Origin of the sequence: Chromohalobacter sp. 296-RDG (assembly GCF_029889885.1) — a bacterium.
Lineage (GTDB): Bacteria > Pseudomonadota > Gammaproteobacteria > Pseudomonadales > Halomonadaceae > Chromohalobacter.
This window is the reverse complement of sequence record NZ_JARANY010000040.1, coordinates 1-23899: the sequence shown is the minus strand read 5'-3', so window position 1 is coordinate 23899 and position 23899 is coordinate 1. Positions and strand designations below refer to the sequence as shown.

The 23899-nt window shown below is 55.6% G+C and carries 16 protein-coding genes and 3 pseudogenes; 4 read left to right on the top strand and 15 right to left on the bottom strand.

The features are described from left to right. The 3 genes and pseudogenes from OP495_RS12840 to OP495_RS12830 form a co-directional block, all read left to right on the top strand. A pseudogene (locus OP495_RS12840) lies at window positions 1-677 on the top strand (IS30 family transposase); the annotation flags it as partial. 939 nt (window positions 678-1616) lie between these two features. Then, on the top strand, window positions 1617-2798 hold the full coding sequence (locus tag OP495_RS12835) for a Xaa-Pro peptidase family protein (RefSeq protein WP_280569739.1): 1182 nt from the start codon (window positions 1617-1619) through the stop codon (window positions 2796-2798). Window positions 2799-2853: 55 nt separating this feature from the next. After that, window positions 2854-4269 carry an AbgT family transporter gene (locus OP495_RS12830; RefSeq protein ID WP_280569738.1) on the top strand — a complete coding sequence of 472 codons (1416 nt, stop codon included), beginning with the start codon at window positions 2854-2856 and terminating at the stop codon, window positions 4267-4269. Here OP495_RS12830 and OP495_RS12825 read toward each other — a convergent pair. The 11 genes and pseudogenes from OP495_RS12825 to OP495_RS12770 all read right to left on the bottom strand — a co-directional run. Then, window positions 4198-5205, bottom strand: coding sequence for a LysR family transcriptional regulator (locus OP495_RS12825; protein ID WP_280569737.1), 1008 nt, complete (start codon window positions 5203-5205; stop codon window positions 4198-4200). The two genes, OP495_RS12830 and OP495_RS12825, sit on opposite strands and share 72 nt — an antisense overlap. A gap of 256 nt (window positions 5206-5461) precedes the next feature. Beyond that, a pseudogene (locus tag OP495_RS12820) lies at window positions 5462-6346 on the bottom strand (IS5 family transposase); the annotation flags it as partial. Between the two features lie 426 nt (window positions 6347-6772). Continuing rightward, complete coding sequence (locus OP495_RS12810) at window positions 6773-7708, bottom strand: LysR substrate-binding domain-containing protein (protein WP_280569734.1); 936 nt, start codon at window positions 7706-7708, stop codon at window positions 6773-6775. A gap of 175 nt (window positions 7709-7883) precedes the next feature. Continuing rightward, window positions 7884-9167: a TRAP transporter large permease gene (locus OP495_RS12805; RefSeq protein WP_280569732.1), complete on the bottom strand. Its 1284-nt coding sequence runs from the start codon at window positions 9165-9167 to the stop codon at window positions 7884-7886. A 4-nt stretch (window positions 9168-9171) separates the two neighbouring features. Further along, window positions 9172-9705 (bottom strand): TRAP transporter small permease, encoded by a 534-nt coding sequence (locus tag OP495_RS12800; protein WP_280569731.1) that lies wholly within the window; start codon window positions 9703-9705, stop codon window positions 9172-9174. Window positions 9706-9768: 63 nt separating this feature from the next. Further along, window positions 9769-10773 (bottom strand): TRAP transporter substrate-binding protein, encoded by a 1005-nt coding sequence (locus tag OP495_RS12795; protein ID WP_280569729.1) that lies wholly within the window; start codon window positions 10771-10773, stop codon window positions 9769-9771. 30 nt (window positions 10774-10803) lie between these two features. Beyond that, window positions 10804-11721, bottom strand: coding sequence for a 5-dehydro-4-deoxyglucarate dehydratase (gene kdgD, locus OP495_RS12790; protein WP_280569728.1), 918 nt, complete (start codon window positions 11719-11721; stop codon window positions 10804-10806). A 99-nt stretch (window positions 11722-11820) separates the two neighbouring features. Beyond that, window positions 11821-13026, bottom strand: a complete 1206-nt coding sequence (locus OP495_RS12785; protein WP_280569725.1) for a pyridoxal phosphate-dependent aminotransferase — start codon at window positions 13024-13026, stop codon at window positions 11821-11823. Beyond that, window positions 13023-14642, bottom strand: a complete 1620-nt coding sequence (locus OP495_RS12780; RefSeq protein WP_280569724.1) for a hydantoinase B/oxoprolinase family protein — start codon at window positions 14640-14642, stop codon at window positions 13023-13025. The genes OP495_RS12785 and OP495_RS12780 overlap by 4 nt, the downstream gene beginning before the upstream one ends. Continuing rightward, the gene (locus OP495_RS12775; protein WP_280569722.1) at window positions 14639-16720 is read right to left on the bottom strand and encodes a hydantoinase/oxoprolinase family protein; all 2082 of its coding nucleotides are present in this window, start codon (window positions 16718-16720) and stop codon (window positions 14639-14641) included. Before OP495_RS12775 ends, OP495_RS12780 begins: the two co-directional genes overlap by 4 nt. A gap of 396 nt (window positions 16721-17116) precedes the next feature. Then, a pseudogene (locus OP495_RS12770) lies at window positions 17117-17242 on the bottom strand (IS481 family transposase); the annotation flags it as partial. A gap of 333 nt (window positions 17243-17575) precedes the next feature. Here OP495_RS12770 and OP495_RS12765 point away from each other — a divergent pair. Next, window positions 17576-17863 (top strand): hypothetical protein, encoded by a 288-nt coding sequence (locus OP495_RS12765; protein WP_280569719.1) that lies wholly within the window; start codon window positions 17576-17578, stop codon window positions 17861-17863. Between the two features lie 574 nt (window positions 17864-18437). On the opposite strand, the gene ltrA is transcribed toward OP495_RS12765, so the two are convergent. The 4 genes from ltrA to OP495_RS12745 form a co-directional block, all read right to left on the bottom strand. Next, window positions 18438-19826 (bottom strand): group II intron reverse transcriptase/maturase, encoded by a 1389-nt coding sequence (gene ltrA, locus OP495_RS12760; RefSeq protein ID WP_280569716.1) that lies wholly within the window; start codon window positions 19824-19826, stop codon window positions 18438-18440. Window positions 19827-20225: 399 nt separating this feature from the next. Further along, window positions 20226-20642 (bottom strand): hypothetical protein, encoded by a 417-nt coding sequence (locus OP495_RS12755; RefSeq protein WP_280569714.1) that lies wholly within the window; start codon window positions 20640-20642, stop codon window positions 20226-20228. Between the two features lie 98 nt (window positions 20643-20740). Then, window positions 20741-22072, bottom strand: coding sequence for a site-specific integrase (locus OP495_RS12750; protein WP_280569711.1), 1332 nt, complete (start codon window positions 22070-22072; stop codon window positions 20741-20743). 619 nt (window positions 22073-22691) lie between these two features. Continuing rightward, window positions 22692-23899 (bottom strand): porin (locus OP495_RS12745; RefSeq protein WP_348521313.1); only part of this gene is annotated, 1208 nt, incomplete at its 5' end.

Here is a 23899-nt window from a genome sequence, read left to right as displayed (position 1 = left end):
CGGCAGGTCTGAGGCCATCTACAACGCACTCTATGTGATCACCCGCGGCAGCCTCAAGAAGGAGTTTATCGCCTGCTTGCGGTAGAGCTACGGCAAGCGCCGGTCACGCAATCGTGGCAAGAATCGACGCCAGCAGATTCCCGATCTGGTCAGTGTCCACATGTGCCCGCCTGTCATCGAAGACCGCCTGATGCCTGGCCTTGGGAGGGCGATCTCATCATCGGTGCCAACAATCGCTCCGCCGTCGGTATGCTGGTGGAGCGCACCATGCGTGTGGTGATCTTAGCGAAAGTGGATGGCACCACGGCACGGCGGCGGCCGTTGGCTCCAGCGACAAGTTCAATGAGGTGCTACAGGACCTGCGTCTATCCATGGCCTACGACCAAGGCAGAGAGATGGTCAAGCATGCCGATATCACGCAGCGCACGGGGACCGCTATCTACTTTGCGGATCCGCACAGCCCTTTGCAACGCGGCTCTAATGAGAACACCAACGGCCTTCTGCGCCAATACTTACCGAAAGGCACCGATTTATCGGTGTCTAGCCAAGAGGAGCTCGACGCCATTGCTGACTCCTTGAATACCCGGCCAAGAGAAACACTGAATGCTCTTACGCCTCTAGAGGTTTACGCTGACGTGCTGAAGAAAGCGGTGCCCGGCACTCAGACCTTACAATAGTGTTGCGCTTGGAACTTGAGACCGCCCATATTCATCCGCGCTAATATCAAAAACCCGCACGGCGAGTAGGTGCCCCCTTTCGGCCAAAAGCGGCCTCTCAAAAATAGGTATCCGGAATAAGTGGTTGATTAGTTGACATCACGTCGAGGTCACACCACGTCGACTCAACGGACTAGCTGGTTGGTGGATTGTTTAGAAGATTGCCTCATCTGTTAACAGAGTAGTCACGAGAAAGTAGTGGCCAGCCCCGCTAATCGACACTAAGCAAGAACCGAGCCACGCACCAGTCCCATACTGCATCTCGCGGGGCAAGAGGTAAGGGTGACCGCTTGCGGACCAGAAAGTAGCCGGGCTCTTTGATCATGGTCTCATCCGTGAACCTGATTTAAGCGCCTGACTTCGAGGTCGAAGACCATGCGGACCGCGCATTAGCGGACCTCAGGGGCATATCGTTTGGACGTGTTCATGGCTCCACCCCCTCAAGGTTTGGAGCCTCCGGGAATCCCGGGGCGGCTCATAGTGAACCGCTCCGGCTTGTTCGGAGACCCGTGGGTTTGAGTCAGGCCACCATGACCTACAGCATGGGTCTACCCAAGCCCGAAAGAAACTTCGGCGTCGATTTATCAACCTTTTGCCAGGACTAAGCGTTTGGTGGGGCTGGAGGTCCCATCAACCAGTTAATCCGGATACCCAGAATTTGTAAACACCCTCTTAACCCATCCCAAAGGTTGATAAATCGACGCCGACATCGCGCTCACGGAGCTTCGCGCCAATTCCTAGACCCGTCGACTGAATCCTTGAACGACCTCGGCCTTTGCCGGGGTTTTTCATTCGCATTTTACGATATTTTTAAAATATCAAACGACATCCACATAGTATTTTACCGCCTCTCGAAGGCGCTGATAGCTTGTTACACATTACTGCATAAGGAGTAAAACAGTGATCTTGTCGATCCCCGCCTCAGAAATCGAACAACGCCAGCAGCGTTTCGTGGAAACGCTCAAGACCCGTGAATGCGACGCGGCGTTGATGTTCAGCGTGACCGATATCTTCTATCTTACCGGTTTCAACTTCCGTCCTTCCGAACGGCCGATCGCGCTGATCATCGATGCGCAGGGCACGTTCAGCCTGTTCGTCCCTCGTATGGAAGTCGAACATGCGCAGGAATACGCCGTGATCAGCCAGACCCATGACTACCCCGAGTACCCTGGTATTACCCATCCCATGGAATACCTCAAAGACGTACTTAAAGCCAAGGGATTCGGGACGCTGAGTGTGGGCGTCGACGCCGAAGGCTATAGCTCGGCGAAAGGCTATGCCGGGCCGGCGGTTACGTCACTCATGCCGTTTGCCAACAAGGTGTCGATCAAAGGGCTCGTCGAAAGGCAGCGCTATATCAAGTCTTATCGCGAGATCGAACTGATCAAGGAGTCGGCTCGCTGGGGCAATCTAGCCCATAGCCTTCTGGTGAAGTACACCCAGGCCGGCGGCCGTGAAATGGAAGCGGAAGGCCGGGCCACTCAGGAGGCGGCACAGGCGATGTTCGCCACGTTAGGGGCCGGTTATCGCCCATACGGCTCGCCCGCCCATGCGTTCTACCGGGGCCAGATTGGCCCGCACTCGGCGTTTCCACATTCTCAGAACCAGAATGCCCAGTTCAAGTCGGGTTTCAACGTAGTATCCCAGGCAGCGTGCGATGTATGGGGCTACAAGAGCGAGCTCGAGCGCATAATGTTCATCGACCAAGCCTCCCAAACCCAAGAGATGTTTTTTAATCACATGGTCGAGGCGCAGGAAGTGGCGTTTCGCACGATCAAGCCAGGCATTCCGGCCTCTCGGGTCGAAGAGGAGGTACAGCGCTATTTCAAAGACCAGAATCTGTCCCAGTATGTCAAGCACCATACGGGCCATAACATGGGGCTTCTGAACCACGAAGCGCCGTTTTTCGATCTGGGAGATCATACCTTGCTGGAAGCCGGCATGGTCTTCTCGGTCGAGCCGGGGCTCTACGTAGAGGGGGTCGGAGCCTTTCGCCATTCCGATACCATCGTGATCACGGAAACCGGTATGGAAATGATCACGTACTTCCCGCGGGATTTCGAGTCACTGATCATCGGTTGACCACCCATGTGGCAGGCTAAAACCAGTCCCTTCCAATAAAAAAGAGGAGGTAGAAATGAAAAAAACAGAACCTTGTACGCAAACAGTAAACAAGAAGAAAAGTCTACCGGATTCCTACGTTCTTCTCTTCGCGATGTTGATCATTGCCTCTGTGGTGACCTGGTTCGTGCCGGCGGGAAGTTTCGAGCGCACAAGTGATAGCGGTGTGGCGATGGTCATACCGGACAGCTATTCATCGGTGCCGACCAATCCGACTACGCTTTACGATTTCTTTCTTTCCATACAATCCGGGTTGATCGACTCGGCAGGTATCATCTTTCTCGTGCTGACCATAGGTGGCGCGTTCGCAGTGCTGGAGCATACCGGCGCCATTCAAGCGGGCATCATGCAACTGATCAAGAGAACCCGGAGTAGGAAGTACGCCTTGATTGTTGCGGTTTCCACTGTATTTTCGATTGCCGGATTCATCGGCGCGCTTCAAACCGCCGTGATCGCGTTCATTCCCATCGGTATCATCATCGCCCGTGCCTTCAAGCTTGATGCGGTGGCAGGCGTAGCGATCATCTATCTCGGCGCTTACGCAGGCTATACGATCGGCGGACTGGATCCGATCACCACCGGTTTCGGCCAGGAGATTGCGGGGCTTCCGATCTTCAGCGGCCTGTGGTTTCGTTCAATCGTGTATATCGCGATCCTGATATCCACCATCTTGTACCTGTGCCGCTACATTTCGAAAGTCTCAATGGATCAAAGCCGTTCAGTGCTGGGGGCGACTCCCTTTCCGGCGGAAGTCGACGGCAACGCTAGCATTCCCGATGTCTTTACTCGCCAGCACAAGATCATTTTGGGGTACTTCACCCTTTGTATGATCGGGTATGTCGTCGGAGTGTTCAATCTGGGATGGGGGCTCAACGAGATGGCAGGGCTTTTCTTGGTCATCAGCCTGGGGACGGCGCTGATTCAGCGGATCTCGTCGAACCATTATGTTCAGCTGTTCATCAGGGGCGCCCAGGGAATGCTCTATGCGGCATTGATCGTGGGCCTGGCGCGAGCGATAGTGGTCGTGCTCGAAGACGCCTATGTACTCGATACCATCGTCAACTCGATCGCGGTACTGCTGGAGCCCTTGCCCCGTATTTTCTCAGCTCTGGGCATGTATATCTTCAATCTGGGATTTAATACCATCATCAGTTCCGCCAGTGGCCAGGCCGCTATCGTAGTGCCGGTGATGGCGCCGCTGGCCGATGCTATCGGTCTAACTCGCCAAGTGGCGGTGCTGGCCTACAATTTCGGAGATGGTTTCACTAACATCATTACGCCGACGTCGGGCATTTTAATGGCCAGTATCGCCATCGGCGGCGTTCCCTGGATCAAGTGGCTCAAGTTTGTTTTTCCGCTTCTATGCATCTGGGTCGCGATCGGCGCGGTGGCGCTGAGTATCGCGGTCATGATCGACCTGGGCCCGTTTTGATCTTCTAGCCCCCTTATGAGAGCGATAAGGCTCGGTCGGATGCTCGATCGTGCCTTCGTTCAAACTGGTTTCGATATAGCGAACGAAATGGCGCGCCGTGTCTGTCAGGTGTTCGGGGTTCCACGCCATGGAACTGATCTTTCGGATATCGGTGTCGATCTCCTTATAGACCACTTGGTCGTTCTTGATCTCCTGAGCGGAATGAGGTAGCACCGTCACCCCCATGTCCGCCGCGACGAGGGCGACAAGCGTTTGCTGCTCCTGGGCGGTTTGAATGACCTTGGGAACGAAACCGTAGGCGTCGCAAAGGGCGGTAACCGCATCGTAGTAGCCATGCCCGGCACCTCGGGGCGTCAATACCCAGTGCTCGTCACACAGCTCGGCAACGTCGATTACAGCGGTATTCTGCGCCAGGCGATGGTGCTTGGGCAGGCAGGCAACGAAACGCTCCCTAAAGATTTCGAGAATGGCTATTCGCTGGTCTGCGACTGGCGATACGAGAAACCCCACGTCGATGGATTTATGGATCAAGCCGACGAGCTGATCGTGAGTGGTGAGCTGCTGCAGGTGAATATCGACACCGGGGTAATGTCTTTTGAACTCCTTCACGAGCGTCGGTATCAGGTGAAACGACAAGGTGCCGCTGAAGCCGATCGAGAGCGTACCCTCTTTACCTTGAGCGATACGCTGGGTGAGTGCGATCTCCTTGTCAAGGTCGGCGATGCACTTTTTGGCGGCCTTGAGAAATTGGCGCCCCGCCGGCGTCACTTTCACTTCCTTGTTGTTACGAATCAGAAGTTGAACCTGCATTTCTTCTTCGAGATTCTTGATCTGATTGCTCAAGGGCGGTTGAGAGATGTTAAGAAGTTTCGCCGCCCGGCCGAAGTGGAGCTGTTCGGCTACCACGATAAAGTATCGAAGATGTCTGAGTTCCATCGTGTTCCCGTCCAGTACTTGATTACTCCGAGCCAACCGGCTGGTCTACGCTCTTCGTAAATCATCTTACCAGACTCATCACCTGGCGATCAGGCGCTGGCGAAGCAGAGGCAGCGCCGGGGCGATGAGGGCAAGTTCTGTGCGAGCAGTGAGACTCCCACGACGGCGTAGGCGTCCCATTCGCCCATGTCCGTCCGGACCACCCAGAAAAGTGGGGGATCTGGAATCAACCATCTAATCCGGGTACCCCAAATTCTTAGGCCAATCGAGTTAACCGGTTGAGGAGTTGACGTCCCGTCGCTAGCCAGATCCAGGCCTCCGATACCGCAACACGTCGGTCATGGTGCATCACCAGCCGGCGTGCCTTCTCGATCCAGGCATGTGTTCGCTCAACAACCCATCGTTTCGGCAGCACGGTAAAGCCATTGGTATCAGGGCGGCGCGTAAAGAGATCCTACTGGCCCTGCGTACACCAACGACCGACATTGCCATTGGCTGGATGTCGTACGACCTCGACCGCAATATCATGCTGTTGATGGATCGTCTGTGCACAGCGTCCTGCATAACCTCCATCAACGAAGACCGTGGATATTCCGGCATACTTTTCCATACCATTGACCATGACCGGATGAGCACCGTCACGGTCCTGCACGCTGGCAGCCACCACACTCACGGCAAGTATCAATCCCAGCGTATCGACCAATACATGATGTTTACGACCTTTGACCTTCTTTGCGGCATCGTAGCCGCTCGTTCCACCCTGCGGTGAACTCCGTGTCGATTGGGCATCCAGCACAGCTGCGCCGGGCATCGGATCGCGCCCCTCACGTTCCCGTCACTGCGCCCGTAATCGGTCATGCATCCGTTCGAACTTGTCCTGCTGGCTCCAGCGGCGGAACGTTCGATAGACGTTCTGCCAAGGTGGAAAGTCCCTGGGCAGCATGCGCCACGAGCAACCGCTACGAACTACGTAACAGCAGGCGTCAACCAGCAATCGCCGAGGATAACGGGATGGTGTGCCGCGTTGGCCTTCCTCCTCGAGAAGGTCAGCAACAAGGCGCCACTTCGCGTCGGTCAATGAACTGGCATAGTGTTGTTCGGAGCGCTGACGGCGATGGGCCGGTTGATAGCCATAACGGCGTTCTAGCTCATCCTGGCGGGCAGGGAGCACTGCTGCACGTTCACGTCGAATGCCCATTTCCTCCAGGCGTCTGCGTATGGTCATATGATGCACAGAGAGTCCTATCTGCCGGCAAAAGGCATTCGTAAGTTCGCTGAGTGTTGCCAGTGGATGCTCTTCAACAAGCTGACATAGCAGGCCTTTTTCAGCGTCGCCGAGCTTTCTTGGTCGACCGCCTTGCGACAATAGGTCTCTCCCTGAGTAATAGAAACTCCATCGGCTCAACGACTTATTGTTTTTGTAAACACCCTCTTAGGGCGAGTCAAAGCGGTACCTACATGGAATAAGACTTGTACAAAATCGCGGCAGTGGTGACAGTAAAGTTTAGAAGCAATTTCATTTTGAGATATAAAATTATAAGTTTTCCCTAACGGCGAGACTCCTCAACTAATCGAAATCAGTCAGTCGCACATTTTCATCGCTCCAATTTTCGAGCGTGATCCATTCCCAAAAGCTATTAACAATATTGACGCGACGATGTGAGCGTGGCATTACAGCATAAAATCCTGGAATGTCCTCATTCGGCATTTCCGCGAGTGCCTCGATACCGAGCGGAGCTACTAAGCGCCCATTCCGAATATCATCCAGAGCATCAAGCTGAGAAATGAGCCCTATTCCTAGGCCGGAGATTGCACCTCTACGCATCGTATCTGCATCTTGCAACTGTATTTTATTGCTCGGCTCATATGACTCAAACCCAAGATAGGAGAGTACGTTTGACCATAACTTACGGGCATGAACCGGATGCAGAAGAGGCACATTAAACAAGTCTTTTTCCGACTTAATCTTTGAAGCAACCTCTGGGGTACAACAGATAATCTTTGGATCTCTTACCAATAATTCGAAATCATATCCTTCCCAATGACCGAAACCCCATTGAATTGAGATATCCACTTCATCGACAGCAAAATCGGGCATTTTCGTCATAGTGGTAAGGCGTAAATCCGCATCTGGTTGTTGGTCGCAAAAACGGTTCAGTCGGCCCATGAGGTAATGCATAGCGAAAAAAGGACTGACATTAATATTGATGCGCTTGCGGTAAGCCGAGCGCGTTATACGACTAACCCCCTCACTGAACTCTTTGAACCCTGCCTGCACGAAAGGAGATAACACCATCGCCTGCTCGGTAGGCTCGATCACGCGCCCTTTACGCTCAAACAGCGTCGTCCCCAGGATATCTTCTAGCAAGCGTATCTGTTGACTGACAGCTTGAGGACTTATTAGCAGTTCATCCGCAGCATCCCTAAAGCTACCATAACGCATCACGACCCAAAATACCTTCAGAGAATTGAGTGGCGGTAAGTGAAAATTGTTTGTTGTCATACCTATCTCCACTTAGTAAATGCATAATTATACGATTATCATTCTAACCACACCCAGTTACAGCCACTTATCAAAATCATTAGCATAATTTTATAGATATAGAACCTGCTAGAATTAAAATACTAAGCACCTTTTCATCTCCATTTAGGACATCTCACAAGCATGAATAATAGAATCACAACTGGAAGAAACTGGGCAGCATCAGCGAGATCTCCGGCACATAGGTCACCAGCATCAGCACCACGAATAATGCCAGATAGAATGGCCAGAGGGTGCGTACTGCATGCTCGATCTTGATCTTACCAATCACGCTACCGACGAACAAACAGGCACCGACCGGCGGCGTGCACAGGCCAAGCCCCAGGTTCATCATCATGATGATGCCGAACTGGATCGGGTCCATGCCGAATTGGGTCGCTACCGGCAGGAAGATCGGCGTACAGATCAGGATCAGTGCCGCCATATCCATTATCATGCCCAGCCCCAGCAGCAGAAGATTCAGCATCAGCAGGACTACGTAGCGGTTGTCGGAGATACCCAACAACGCATCGGTCAACAGTTGTGGCACGCTGTACAGCGCCAGTAGATATGAGAATGCCGAGGCGCAGCCGACCAGGATCATCACCAGCGAAGTAGTACGCACCGCCTGATGGACCGCCTGTTTGAAAGACTCCCAACGCAGCTCGCGGTAGACCAGTCCTGTCACGATGATGGCATAGATCGCACCGAAGGCCCCGGATTCGGTCACCGTCAAGATCCCCGAGAGCACCCCTCCGACAATGATCACAGCGGTCAGCAGTCCTGGCAGCGCTGCCACGAAGCTTATGATCAGCGCCATCCAACCAGGGAACGGCTCACCCGTGTAGCCACGCTTAACGGCCACCACGTAGGCCGCCACTGCCAGAGCCAGGCACATCAGAACGCCCGGTACGATCCCAGCAATGAACAGCTGGGTTATCGAGATGCCGCCACCAGCGGCGACCGCATAAAGGATCATGTTGTGGCTAGGCGGAATGACAACTCCGGCGATCGAGGAGGTTACGGTCACATTGACTGCATAGTCGGCGTCGTAGCCCTTTTCCTTCATGACTGGGATGAGAATCGAGCCAAGCGCCGAGGTGTCGGCGACCGCTGAACCCGAGATCCCTCCGAACAGCATCGACGTACTGACGTTGACCATACCCAACCCGCCGCGCACGCGGCCCACCGCCGCCGAGGCCAGACGCACCAGACGCGTGGAGATGCCGCCATGCAGCATCAGCTCGCCAGCAAAGATGAAGAACGGTATGGCCAATAGAGAGAAGACCGAAATACCGGAAAGAATTCGCTGAAAGCCCACGAATAATGGCAGGCCTTCATAGAGGAAGGTCCCGACCGCAGCTAGGCCAACGGCGAAAGCCACCGGTGCACCGACTATGAGGCCTAGAAAGAACAGGCCGAACAGGATCATGAGCCCCATAGGATCAAACCTCCCTTAACCTGAGCAGGCGCTGAACGATATTGACGGCAGAAAACAAGACTATCAGCACCCCGCAGATCACCAGCGGTGCCGCACGCCAACTCTCGGAAAAGCCAACTATCGGAATGTGTCGACTGAGATTTTCCATGACCAGATGCCAGCCCTGCCAAGCCATGAAAAACCCGAAGCAAGTAACGAAAAGATCGGAAATATAGCGCATGATGTCACGCGGCAACACGGGTAGCCCTTCTCGTATGAAATTGATACTCAGATGACTGTTGTTACGCACCCCTGCAGCAGCCCCGAGGCAGGTGATGTAAACGACGACGACCAACGATGTCTGCTCGACCCATGTCGGGGTATCGTTTAGCACATAACGCCCGAAGACCAGCCAACCGAAAGTGATGATCAGGAACACCATGAGCACGCCCGCCACGATAATGCAAAGCTGGGCGAGGCTATCCATGCATCGATCAAACGCCGCCTGGGGTTTGGTTTCTGTGTCCTGATGACTGAATTGGTCGGAGTAGGAGCTCAAGGTAGCTAATCCTTTCAAGCCCCGGGTCGAAATCGATCCGGGGTCGTTCATGAATTAATACGATTACTGCTGCGCGGCCTGGATATCCGTGACCAGCGACTCGAGCTGCGGATTCTGCTTGACGAACTCGTCGTAGATAGACTGCATCTTTTCTTTGAAGGCCTGCCTATCATCCACTTCGTTGATCTTCACGCCGGCATCGAGTACCTTCTGCTTACTCTCTTCGGCATGCTCCTGCCACAACTGTCGTTGTTCCTTAGCTGCGTGTTCGGCTGCTGCCCGAACAGACTTCTGGTCTTCCTCGGTCAGCGCTTCCCAGCTAGATTTGGCGATACACAGACATTCCGGTAGAATCAAGTGCTTAGTCAAAGAGTAGTACTTAGCGACTTCGTAATGACCGCTGGTCTCGTAGGCGGGATAGTTGTCTTCGGCTCCGTCGAGCACTCCGGTCTTAAGGGCTTGGTAGACCTCACTGTAGGACATCGGCGTCGCGTTACCGCCCAAGGCATCTATCATCTGGACATACAAATCGTTATTCATCACCCGAATCTTGAGCCCCTGGACATCCTCAGGCGTATGTACCGGATGATCGACGTTGTTGAGACTGCGCGCGCCGGAGCCGAACCAAGACAGGGCGATGAGGTTCTTTTCAGCGAGAACATCGGCGAAGCGGTCACCGATTTCGCCGTCCATGATCTCGTACATGTTATCGACGCTATTGAAGATGAACGGTAGCGAGAGCACATTGGTTGTTGGCACGATCGGCCCCATCGGGCCCATGTTGAAGTTGGCGAAGTCCAGCGCACCGCTACGGGTCTGCTCGATGGCATCCGGCTGATCGCCCAGAACCGCGTTGTGATAGACTTTGGGCTCGACACGCCCGTCGGTCTTCTCGGCGACTTCCTTGGCGAAACTTTCCAGTGCTTCGCTATTCGGATAGCCCGACGGATGAATGTTCCACCCCCGCCACTGCTCAGCCTGGACGGTAAAAGATGTTAGCGCAATAGAACTAGCCACCGCGGCAATGGCAAGGCAGCCCTTTAACTTTAGATTGTTCTTGTATTGCATGATGATTCTCCTATCAATAGGGGATTATCGCTAAATACTCTTGGCGAATTCGATCAAATCATTGAGTCGCTCACGCTCTTCTGAGATCGGCATGACAAGCGGTGAGCGCACGTTTCCGGCAGGCTTACCGATGATATCGGCACCCTCCTTGATCAGGCTTACTGCATAGCCCTTCTTATTATCACGAAGTTCAATGAAGGGAATGAAAAAACTCTGGGTAATTTCCCGAACCACCTCCTTATTGCCTTTTCTGAGCTCCCGGTAGAACTTCAGCGCCATTTCCGGCACGAAGTTGAACACCGCCGAGGAGTAGGTATTGACGCCAATGGACATATACGCCTCGGCGAATATCTCGGCGGTAGGTACGCCGCCGATGTAGACCAGGCGATCTCCGACGGTCTTGATGATCTTATTGAACGCCTGGATATCACCCTTTCCATCCTTTAGGCCGATCAGGTTGGGGCAGGCGTCGGCGAGCTTTTGAACGGTGTCGGCCTCGAGGAGGCCATTGCCGCGGTTGTAGTAGATCACGTTAATCGAGATCGAATCGCAGATCTGGTGGGCGTAGTTCATCAGGCCGTCTTGCGGGCATTCGGTCAGGTAAGGCGGCATCAGCAAGATGCCGTCGGCGCCGGCCTCTTCAGCGGCCTTGGCATAGGCCTGGCCGGCACCGATGCTCAACCCGGTGCCGGCGATGACCGGTAGTTTGCCGCCCACCGTTTCGATGGCCAGGGAAACGATCGCGCGATACTCGTCCAGCGTAAGGTTGAAGAACTCGCCGGTCCCGCCGGCCACGAACACGGCGGAGATGTCATGGCTGACCAACCATTCGAGACGCTCACGGTAGCTCTCGGCATCGAAGGCGCCGTTGGCGTCGAAGTCGGTGATGGGAAAGGACAGCAAACCGTCACTGATCGCGTTTTTGACTTCTTGATAAGTAAAATTCACTGCTCATCCTCTTGTGCTTAATTAAGTAAGATGCTGAAGATCACCAGTCTCAAGTCATGCATTAGCAATGCTGATACAGGCCATTGAGTACCAGCATATCTATCGTTTCAGTTTTGTAATCGCTGCAGCGATACGAGTGATGGCCTCATTCAGGAGCGCCTCCGACGTCGCGGTGGAAATACGAAAGAATGGGGATAATCCATAGGCTTCGCCGGGTACCGCAGCCACATGGGCCTCGTCCAGCAGATAGCGGGCGACTGCTTTGTCGTCTTCAAGCACCGCCCCCTGAGGAGTAAGCGCCCCAATCAAGGCTTCGCAGCCGATGTAGGCATAGAACGCCCCTCCGGGAGGGTCGAGCGTCAGGCCGTCAATCTGGGCGACCCGCTTGACCACCAGATCGCGGCGACGCTCGAAGGCCTCCCGAAAGCGGGAAACCTCTTCCTGTGGTCCTTCCAGTGCTACCCGGGCGGCGGTCTGAGCAACAGCGCAAACTGATGTGCAAGACTGGCTCTGCACCATAGCCATGGCTTGAATAAGATCATGTGATCCTGCTGCATAACCGACACGCCACCCCGTCATGGCATAAGCTTTGGAAACCCCATTGATGATCAGGCTGCGATCTCGCAGCTCGGGACAAGCCTTACCGAATGAGACAAACTGACGACCGTCGAAGAGGATGTGTTCATAGATTTCATCCGACAACACCATCACCTGCGGATGTTTGGCCAGAACCTCTCCAAGTCCCTTCAGCTCAGCCTCGGTGTAGACAGCCCCCGAGGGGTTGCCCGGCAAATTAAGGAATAGCCATTTAGTGTGCGGGGATATGGATTCTTCCAACATCTCAGGCGTAAGCCGGAAGCCGTTCTCGACTGTGCACTGGGGGGTTATAGGCACCCCACCGAAGAGCTTGACCATCTCCGGGTAGGAGACGAAATAGGGAGCCGGCAGGATCGCTTCGTCGCGCTCATTCAACGTCGCCATGAGGGCATTGAAGATGATTTGTTTAGCACCATTGGCAACCGCAATCTCGTCGACATCGAAGTCGAGTCCGTTCTCTTGATTGAATTTTTTAGTCACGGCACGACGTAACTCCAACGTGCCCAGCGGTGATGTATATAAGATGCGGTTGGTCCGCGCTGCATCGAAGGCAGCCTCGGTAATGTGCGCTGGGGTTGTGAAATCAGGCTCCCCCAAACCGAGATCGATTACGTCGATCCCGGTGGCCGCCAGCTTCTTGGCAGCCTGTGAGACGGCCATGGAGGCCGAGGGCTTCACAACCGCAAGGCGGTCGGCAATCTTGTTCATGCTGGGTCCTCCGTGACGTAGCCTTTAACGTGATCAGACTCGCATGCCTCACGGCTCCGCTCATTCGGATCACCAAATCCCCCTCCACCCGGTAGCTGCAGCATAAGGCGACGCCCTGCGGGGACGTGTTGCCACCCCTTGGGGCGCAACGGGGTCCCATCGTCCAGCGTTACCGAGCCGGGCGCGCCATTCTGCCCACCGTCTCGGCCTCGAGCAGGGGCAGTGATCCGGTCGAACATCGCAGAAAAGTTGAACTCATGACCATCGGCTGGAGCGATCTCGATGACTTGGCCCAACCCACCTCGATACTTGCCTGCGCCGCCGGAATCCGGGCGCAACTCCTTGCGCCAGACCACGATCGGACCAGTGTGCTCAGTTGCCTCAATCGGCATGGTATGAACGCCGGAGGGAAAGGCAGTAGCCGAAAGGCCGTCCAGTGTCGGACGCGCTCCCATACCACCGGAGTTGAACATCAGAACCTCGGCACGGCGCCCCTCTGAGTCGGCGGTAGGCCGGGCTGAGATATGGACATTCCATAACGCAGCGGCGCCTTCGGCCAGTACCCTGCCGGGCAGTGCTTGAGCCAGCGCCCCTAATACCAGATCCGGCACCATGTGGCCGATTACGTGTCGCACCGAAACCGGTGCGGGACGTTCAGCATTTAAGATATTGGTCGGAGATGAGACGTTAAAAACCGCTAGCGAAGCCGCATTATTGGGAATGTCTGGTGCAATCACACTTTTCAGGGCATAGCAGGCATAAGCCTTAGCATAGATAAGTGGTACGTTGATCCCCCAACGGCTCATGGCAGCGGTGCCGGAAAAATCGACGTCTAGGCCCTCGTCGCTGATACTTATATTGACCGCTAGTTTGACAGGCTCGTCGTAGCCATCGGTCAGCATCTCGTTCAACCAAATGCCCTGTGGCAATGCGGCTAAGCGTTCCCTGATCGCGGTGTGGGTCCGTGACAGGATGAAGTCGCCGAGGCGGTCGAGGTTGTCGAGCCCGACCTCGTCGAGCATATCAATCAGGCGCTTGTGGCCAACGTCGTTGCACGCTGCCAGAGAGTAGAAATCGCCGATGACTTGGTTGGGCTCGCGCACATTAAGTCTCAGGATCTTGAGAAGATCCTGGTTTACCTCGCCACGCGCGGCGAATTTCATGATTGGAACCTGGATGCCTTCCTCGTACACGGACTGACCATCAGCGCCAAAGCCTCGCCCACCGACATCCACCACATGGGCGGTACAGGCGAAGAAACCGATCAGTTCGTCTCCCTTGAAGGAAGGCGTCACCATGGTGATGTCATGCAGGTGGCCAGTACCCTTCCACGGATCGTTGGTAACGTAAGTATCCCCGGGATACATCGCCTCACTCGGTATCTCGGCGATGAAGTGCATGACCGCCTCGGCCATGGTATTGACGTGCCCAGGTGTCCCAGTGACCGCTTGAGCCAGCATCTCGCCCTTGGCGTTATAGACGCCTGCGGATAGATCGCCCGCCTCGCGCACAGAGGTCGAGAAGGCGGTACGTAGCAAGGTCATGGCCTGCTCCTCAACCACAGAGATCAGCCGGTTCCACATCACCTGTAAGCGAATTTCGTCCATATCACTCATGCCGCAGCTCCTTTCAGAATAAGGAGGATGGCGCCATCGTTCTGCACGACAGCATTAAAGGGAGACGTCACGATGGTCGAGGTTTCACGCTCGACGATGATGGCCGGACCGTCCACTCTCGCTCCTGGCTGGAGAGTGTCACGGGGGACGATGCCGGTCTGTCGGTACCCCCCCGCGACGGGGTCGAAGACATCGCGACTTATCTCGGCCTCGATAGGAGTCCCGCCGTGGTCGAGGGCGACCTTGCTAGGCTCGGGCCGCTCGTCTTGGGCCTTGATAGACCAAGTGACAAACTCGATCTCTGGCCCGTCGATGGCGCGACCGAAGAACTGGACGTAGCACTCGCGGAACCGCGCTTCGATCATCGCCTTATCTGAATCAGTGAAGTCCCGATTCGGCAGGGTCACGGGGATTTCCCAACCCTGGCCGGCATAGCGCATGTAGGCCGTCACTTCGAATAAGATCTTGTTGTCTGTGCCGGCTCGCACGAAACGTTCTGCTGTACTACGCAGATTGCTGAGCATGGCATTAACTGCTGGTACGTCGAAGGACGAAAGGCTCATGATTCTAGAGGCCAGCGCCTCGTAGCCGAATGGCGTCTTGAGGAAGCCAATCGCGGAGCCGACCCCTGCGCCTTGGGGAATCAGGCAGCGGGAGACGCCAAGCTTCTCGCATAGGCGTGCGGCGTGCAGTGGAGCCGCCCCGCCGAAAGCAATCATCACGTATTCGTCGATGGTCTTGCCGTTCTCAACCGTGTGTACACGCGCGGCGTTGGCCATGTTCTCGTCGACCATTTCGCAAATACCAAAGGCTGCGGCATCGGAATCTAGGTCTAGTTTGCTGCCCACGTCTCGGGTAACCGCCTGGCGAGCGCTGTCGTCCGATAGTAAGATCTTACCGCCAGCGAAGTTTTTTGGATCCAGCTTGCCGAGGATCAAATCGGCATCAGTGATGGTTGGTTGCTCTCCGCCACACTGATAACAGGCCGGGCCGGGCTCAGACCCAGCCGATTCAGGACCGACCTGAATGCGTCCCATGGCATCCACGGAGGCAATGGAGCCGCCGCCAGCACCGATTTCGATCATCTCGATTACGGGAATCGAGATTGGCATGCCGGATCCCTTGCAGAAGCGATAGGTTCGGGCGACCTCGAAGCTGCGTGCGGTTTGGGGTTGGAAGTCGTCAATCAGGCAGATCTTGGCGGTAGTACCACCCATATCGTAGGATAGTGCTTGGTCAATATTGAAGCGGTTCGCAATGTCGGCCGCGAAAATGCCCCCCCCCGCCGGGCCAGACTCCACCAGCCGCACTGGGAACTCGGAGGCGGTCTCCACCGAAATCAGGCCACCGCCGGAATGGATCATAGATACTGGGCAGCCTGCCCCCATCTCTATGAGTCGGGCCTGTAGACGCGAGAGATAGTCGGCCATCTGTGGGCGTACATAGGCGTTGGCGCAGACTGTGTTGAAGCGCTCAAACTCGCGCATTTGGGGTGATACTTCAGCCGAGATCGAGATCGGCACAGCCACCTTTCGCGACAAGATCTCGCGAGCCCGCTCCTCATGCGCTGGATTAAGATAAGAGTGAATGAAACCGATGGCCACCGCGCCATACCCCCGTTCCACCAGAGTATCGGCCAGGTCTTCCAGAGCCATCTCGTCTAGTGGCGACAGTTCCTGGCCTTGGGCCCCGATCCGCCCGGCGATTGGAAAACGATCTTCTCGAGAGATCAGAGGTGGCGGCAAAACTAAATCTAAATCGTACTGCTCGAATCGGTTCTCGGTTCGCATTTCGATCACGTCCCGAAACCCTTCGGTGGTCACTAGCGCTGTTTTGGCCCCGTGTCTCTGAATCAAAGCGTTGGTGGCAAGTGTAGTGCCATGGATAATGATGCCGATGTCTGCAGTCAAGATACCAGCATCACGGGTGACGGTATCCAACCCATCCAGAATGGACTGTTCAGGAGCCTTGTAATTAGTCAGCAACTTAGTGGAATAAAGAGTGCCGTAGACGTCCAAGGCAATGTCGGTAAAAGTACCGCCGATGTCGGCACCCAAACGAATTTTGTGACTTACCATTACGCAATATCCTTTTTGTTGCGATCTTCCAGACGCGTTTGGCTTCATGTCTGGTGTAAAACTAATACTTCAAAAGGCATGTAACTCGGAGCTTCGTGAAGATGCTTAGCCATCAGTCAGCTGCACGTTTCCTGTTAGGATCTTGTTTCACCACATCATGTAACTAACAAGAGAGCCTGGTAAATCAAGGAAAAACTTCATACCGACAACATTTACTTGTCTAAAGGATCAGCCACCCGATGATTGATATTCAAACGCGGCGGACTCAATGAGAAAGTTCAACACCTGAACCATCAGGTACGCTATCACCATGCCTCATTGCTTGCCTTCGGCAGGGCAAGGGAAAGAGACGCCCCACTTAGTCGTGGTAAGAATCGCCGCCATCAAATCCCAGACCTAGTTGTCGGGTCCCGTGTGATTGACCACCCGCTTGGTAAATAACTCAGGCCGCTTGGCCTGCCAATCCTTCATCGCTGCAATCGGCGACTGATGGTGCAGTGCCTTCTGCGGGATATAGTGATTGCCTGAATTCAACCAATAAGTGCAGCACCTGCGGTATCTAAGGCCCCTGAGTATTCCCCCAGGAAAACCTGTGCCGGTATCCGATAACCGAGCCGTTTTCGAGGACGGTCATTCAGCTTATTGACGGTCCTGCTCAGCTCGGCGTCCGTCACCTGCCGGAAATCGGTCCCCTTCCAGGCCGTGTCAAAACGCTGTTCAGGCTGGCACACATTGAAAAACGCGGCGCCGAAAGGTGACGCTCAAATCGAGCGGGGGTGTCGAAAAGATCGCGTCCGGTTAGACTGTCGATCCCCGGGGCTCAAGGCGAGCACCCGCCACCAGAGGAGATGAACGATGGATATGCAGACCTCAAGTGTGACGCTGACGTGTGCTGACAACACCGATGATGAGTGCGAGGGGGATCAGACATTCTACCTACCCTACCTCGGGCTAACCGACGATCAGATCAGAGACATCAGTGACTCAAATGGTCAGACTCGGATTGCCCTCACATCCAAACAGGTCGAAGCCAACGAAAACATCTTGGAAGACCATGAGAAGAATCAATCCCTTGAGGAAGGGCTGTTACTGGTCGACATCGATGTCAGGTATACATGCGGGTCATGCGGCGCCAGCTATTAAGTCCGACATCAAGGCTGGGCGTTGCTTTTGGACGCCCAGCACCCTGGCTTGGTGCAAGCGGAACGCGAGGGATCGCCAGCCAATCAGGAGACGGCCTCATCCCAAAGCAACTTGAAGTAAAGTGATAGCTTGCACCCTGCGGCCATGGCCATGTCGATAAGCGTCTCGAGCGGGATCTGCGAGATCTTATTGCCCAAAAGATTGACCACGTTAACCTTCGACGCCCCCATTCGTCGCGTCACCTCGGCGACCGATCATCCGTTCTGGGTTGCTAGACCAAGCACGCCCCTGCAGATAACATTTTCAGGAGCGCCGTCTTGCCATGGACAGGAACGTCAAAGGTTCCGGGTTAGGTGATGGGCCCCAAGCGGGTGACAGGACCTAAAAAATGGAGAGGCGAGATACCGAATAGGGAGGCCAACGATCCAACGGCATCCTGTACAGTCCGGTGAAAGCTAGGTGCAAGGTATGGGCAGAAGTATGGGCTGAGGAAAAGCACAAAATCGAGTAGGAAGGGGAGTTGCCTCCCCTGTCCTCTCACACCACCGGGCATACGGTTCCGTACCACGGCGGTTCATGAAGAACGACTAAGCCCTCTTACCGTATCCAGTACCGACATCAGGCCCAGCCGATCAAACCACTTCCGTGGCAGGGCCTGATTCATGTGCGAGGCGCGGGCATTCCACCAAGGACCTCGCCCATTCCCCGATGACATCCACGCCCGCCGCTCGTCCAGACCTAACGCCAGAAGGTTACGGCGCCGGGTTCTTGGCCGTTTCCACTGTCGCCAAATCAGGCAGCGCAGTCGGCGGCGTATCCATTGATCCAACGCTTCCAGTGGGCGTTTAACATCGACAAGGCTGAAATAGCCGGCCCAGCCCCGGAGGACGGGGACCATCTCTTCAATGACGCGTCGAATGTTGCGCCCGTTGCCGCGTTTGAGGATCTCACGGACACGCTGCATCAGGCGCTGCAGACTGGTCTTGGCGAACGTCAGCCTTGGCAGCTTGTGTCGGGTCAGCGTGTAGCCTAGGTACCCACGGCGCCACGGCCGGTCCACCGCGCTCTTGTCGCGATTGACCGTCAGCCGGAGCGAATTCTCGAGAAAATCACTCAGGCTGGCCATGACGCGCTCGCCCGCTCGCCGACTCTTGACGTACACCTGCATGTCGTCGGCGTAGCGGCAGAAGCGGTGGCCCCGGCGTTCCAGTTCCTTGTCCACGTCGTCCAGCAGGATATTCGCCAGTAGTGGGCTGAGTGGCCCACCCTGAGGCGTTCCTTGCCGGCGTGGCATGGTCAGGTCGTCCTGGAACATGCCGGCTTCCAGGTAGCGACGAATCAGGCGCAGCACTCGCTTGTCGTGAACGCGGCGCGCGACCCGTGCCATCAACAGGTCGTGGTTCACTCGGTCGAAGAAGGCTTGCAGGTCGAGGTCGACCACCCAGCGGTGGCCGGCAGCAATGTGTTCCTTCATGGCCGAGACGGCCTGCCGGGCGCTACGCCCGGGACGGTAGCCGTAGCTCGATTCGGAGAAGTCCGGGTCGAAGATCGACGTCAGTACCTGGAGTAGCGCCTGCTGGATCAGCCGGTCGCTGACCGTGGGAATGCCGAGCAGTCGCGTCCCGCCTTTCGGCTTGGGAATCTCGACGGCTCGGACCGGGCTGGGGTGGTACTCACCGGCCAGCAGCCGCTCGCGCAGCGTCGGCCAGTGCTGTTTCAGATGGTCGGCCAACTGTTGCACCGTCATGCCGTCGGCACCCGGTGCTCCTTTGTTAGCAGCCACCTTACGGTAAGCCCGCGCCATGTTAGCTTTATCAACCACGGCCTCCATGAGCAGGTCAGGCTCCGCTTTCGTCCACGATAACGACGCCGGGACCGTCTCGACGTCCACCGGCCGGGACTCAGGGTGCCGCCCCTGCCCCTCTGGGTGGGTGACGGTATTAGCGTCAGTTGCTGTCTTCATGATCGATCCTCGAGACGTCATCGCCTACTCGCGGTTCTTCATGTTCGGCCCTTGGTGCCGGAGTGAATCGACACTTACTATGGCCTCGGCTGACGTCTGGTGACCCATCCCGTCGCCTCTCGACGCCGGTAGCACCGTGGCAGACCACCAGACCTCCCAGGGTAAGACGCACGACCTTCCCGCTTATGCCTGTCGGATATACGCCATGGCGTTCCGTGCAAGTACCGGGCTTTGATGATTATTGCCATCTCACCCCGCCATGACGCCTCGTATCCGCTTCCTGTTCGTCAGACCAGCGTTTTGCCTCGGGCTGCCTTCAGATTCCCCCTCACGGGAGACACCCTTGCCGTCGGCTAGCACTTCCCCTTGCCGGGCGTGCAGGGGACTGTCACCCCCAAGTCATCCCGAGGCACCACCCTCGGGAACAGCGCCAGTTAAGGCGCTGCGCGCCATGCCTGGCGCACAATAAAAAGCCGCTGAAATCAGCGGCTTATCTATGTTATTTGGCGGAGGGAGAGGCTTTCTCACCCGGGACCTTCCTGCGGTGGTTGAGTGCGGCCTCGGCTGGCCACGTCGGAAGTTGTCATTCTTCCACGCCTCGACCAGCCCCTCGCGAGTGATGATGCCGGCTTTCTTGAGGTAGTAGACGGTAAAGCAGTTCAACTCCTCGTGCCAGGGCGGCACCTGTTGAGTGATCTCGGTCCAGCTGTCGATCCAGCGCTCGATGGCGCTGGTTGGCTTGCTCATAAGGTCTGCGATGTCATCGATGGCACAGAGCTGCCAGGCCTGTCTGGCGAGCGTCTCGATCTGTGGCATGATGACGGGCCTCCTTGCTGGCCACCATCAACAGAGTAGCAAAACTCAAGGTTGATGCTCAGTCTGATGCCAAACTATCGAGCTTCCTCAGCTAAGGCTTATATAGCGGAATGCTCAATGGCTGCTCCCCACTGCTCCCAGATGTCAACCTGCATTCTGTACCGCTTGCCCTTGTTGTAGGTGCCCACGAGCTTCGGCGGCACGTGGGCCAACATAGCATCGACCAACAATGGGTCGGCCATGAAGGTCTCGGTCCACAGCGTCGCTACGGATCGCCTAAGGTCATGCACGGTGAAATGTTCAAGGTGGTAGAGCACGGCGTCAGTATCGTGCTGCTTTCTCGACCTCCCCTGAAGCCGAGCAATTGCCGTCGTGATGGTGTCGTAGTGAATCGGCTTTCCAGCATCACGGCTAGACTCGAAAACGAACTCACCACCAGACGATTTCCTCTGCTCGTCAAGTATCGCCAAGGCTTGCTTCGAGAGGTGTACCTTGTGTTCGCGTGCGCTCTTGGTTCTCGAGGCATGAATGTGCCAGGTATCCTTCTTGACCTCGGCCCAGCGCATGGAAGACACCTCAGCACGGCGAGCACCGGTCAGGATCAGCAGCCTGACTGCATTGGCGACAGAGGCGGAAAGCATTGCTGTTGAGGCGACCCCCTCGGCGTTTCGACAGTCATCCAGCGCCTCCCAGAGCTCCATCATCTCGGGGAGCTTAAGGTGGCGGTCGCGCGGTTTCCCCGGGCGAGCTTTAACCTTGGCTGGTTTCAGGCCAGCCGCTGGGTTATCGTTGATCTGTTCACGGTCTTCGCAGTAATCCAGCAGCTGACGCAGTAGGGTGAGGCATTGGCGAGCCTCTTCTCTGGCCGTAGATGCGATCTTCTCCAAGACTTCAATCAGTTGACGGCGCGATATGTCGCGCACATAGGCACCACCCAGTCGCTTTGCTAAGTGCAAACGCCAACGCCCCTTTTGCTTTAACACGGTGCGCTCGGTCGGTGGAGTGCCGCCCCGTACCGGGGCTGTGGCATAGAAGTCAATCCACTTCTCGAACGCTTCTCCCATCGTCCACGCCGCCTGATTGGCTGCCTTGATAGCCTTGCGGTGCTTTCGTGGATCGATGCCCTGCTTCACGAGCTCAAAAGCCTCACGATGGGCCTGGCGGGCTTCGCCGAGCTTCATCTGGGGATAACTTCCCAGCTGGTACTCCGCCACTTTGTCGCCTTGCCGATAGCGATAGATCCAACGTTTGGCTTCACGATCGGGCCGAGCCTCAAGAGCTAGCCCGCCCAACTTGCCGTTGGAGACGACAGCCCTAGCCTTGGTTTTGCCCTCTCGTACCCGGAAATTTTCCACGGCCTTGCTCGTGGTGAGATAGTTTTCGCTTGCCTGGCGAACCTTGCTCACTGATTCTTCGGCAACTTCACGCATTTTCCGACCCCAACAGCGACCCCAACAAGATGTCAGTATAAGGCTGTACATCACTGGATGCCAATGGACAAAAAATACCCAGCAGCGTCAAAATAGATCCATTTTTTACAATGGCTTAACGAACATCTATGGACGGTACTAGACAAAATTGGATAAGGCAAAAAATGCTCACCTTGACGCTCCTAAGGGGAAGGCCTCAGGTTCGAATCCTGATGGGGGCACCACTCCAGAATATCCGAAGCCCATGACTGGCTACTCACCGAAACACCGTTAGCGAGCGCGCAAGCACTGACGCCGCTGCCGCATAGTCAATGGCACCGACTCAGCATCAAATTGCCGGACGATCAGCAGACACTCTGGTGGCTGAGGAATGGGCGCCCATGTCGAGATCCCGGCATCCAGTACCTGGCATGCAGAAATACGCGACGATGCCCGCCGGATTCTGGCGTAATCATCCTTGGAAGCACCCATGGAAGCCGAGACGTAGCATCCCACCTATTTCGATACATATTCTTATTAAAAAGCATCAAACTTTATACATACTCATTAAAAAAGCCGGCTCGCAATGAGCCGGCTTCGTTTTCTGTGCGACCTTCAAGATCGCTGGGGCATCGACAGCTTAGAAGCTGTAGACAGCACCCACGGCAACGCCGTCATTTTCGTCATTAGTACGATCATACTTCGCGTACTCGACGAAGGTGTACATGGCCGGAGACAGATTATACGTGGCGCCCAGCGCGAATTCGTTAAAGCTATCGTCGCCATTGTAGTCGCCAGCACCATTAACACCGCCTGGGTTCGCAACCGCTGCTACTTCAGAGTCGGCATCTACGTACTGATAAGAACCGTAGACATCACCAAAACCGTAGCCGTAACGGGCACCCAGCGCATAGCGCATGATGTCGCCGCTTTCCCCGGCATAGTCGACGTCGGTATTTTCTGCCTTGGCGGACACACGCAGTGTATCAATGGTGTACTGCGCATTCAGACCATAAGCCTTAGCGCTATACTTCTCACCATCCGCACCAGTCAGATCGTAGTTATCAAGATCGTCATAGACACCGGCGATTGAGAACGCGCCAACGGTATACTTCACACCACCGAAGAAGGAGGCATTAGAACCATTACTGGAAACGTTCGATGGGTCCCCATCGGCATTTTCGTATCCACCATTGGCGTTGAACTCATCTTCTGCATCACCCTTGTACTGCGTACCGACAGCGAACTGCAGGCCGCCCAGTGACGGCGAGACGTACCGAATCTTGTCGCCTTCACGGTCAGTGGCAAGATCGTTATCTACATCGGAGAAATCTTGCCCATACAGGCCAGCCAGATCCGAAGTCGAATCTGTGACGTCGAAGTATTCGTTGTTGGAGATCGGATCCTGAACCCAGTCGTCGATCAGCGGATCCCAAGAACCGACACGGGCGTCACCGAAGTTACCCTTCAGCCCCATGTAAGCTTGGTCGCCGGTATCGAGACCTTTACCACCACCCTTCTGTTCATCTGCGTCGAATTCGAATTCGGCCTTGAAGTAACCGGTCAGGCCCGGGTTGATGACGTGCTGACCAGAGAAGCCGACAGTGGAGCCGTTGTCGAATAGATCGTCTTCGCTATCACCGTCAGCATTGTCGATGGAGCGGTAGGCAATCTGGATATTGCCGTACAGGTCGAGTTGCGTGCCGTCTTGATTGTAGATGGTGGCAGCTTGTGCAGCACCAGCGGAGGCGCCCAGGGCACCGGCAACGGCAGTCGCTAAGAGTGTCTTTTTCATCGCGATAAATTCCTTAACTAGCTTACTGTTCGATCGTGTCTGCAAATGCAGTC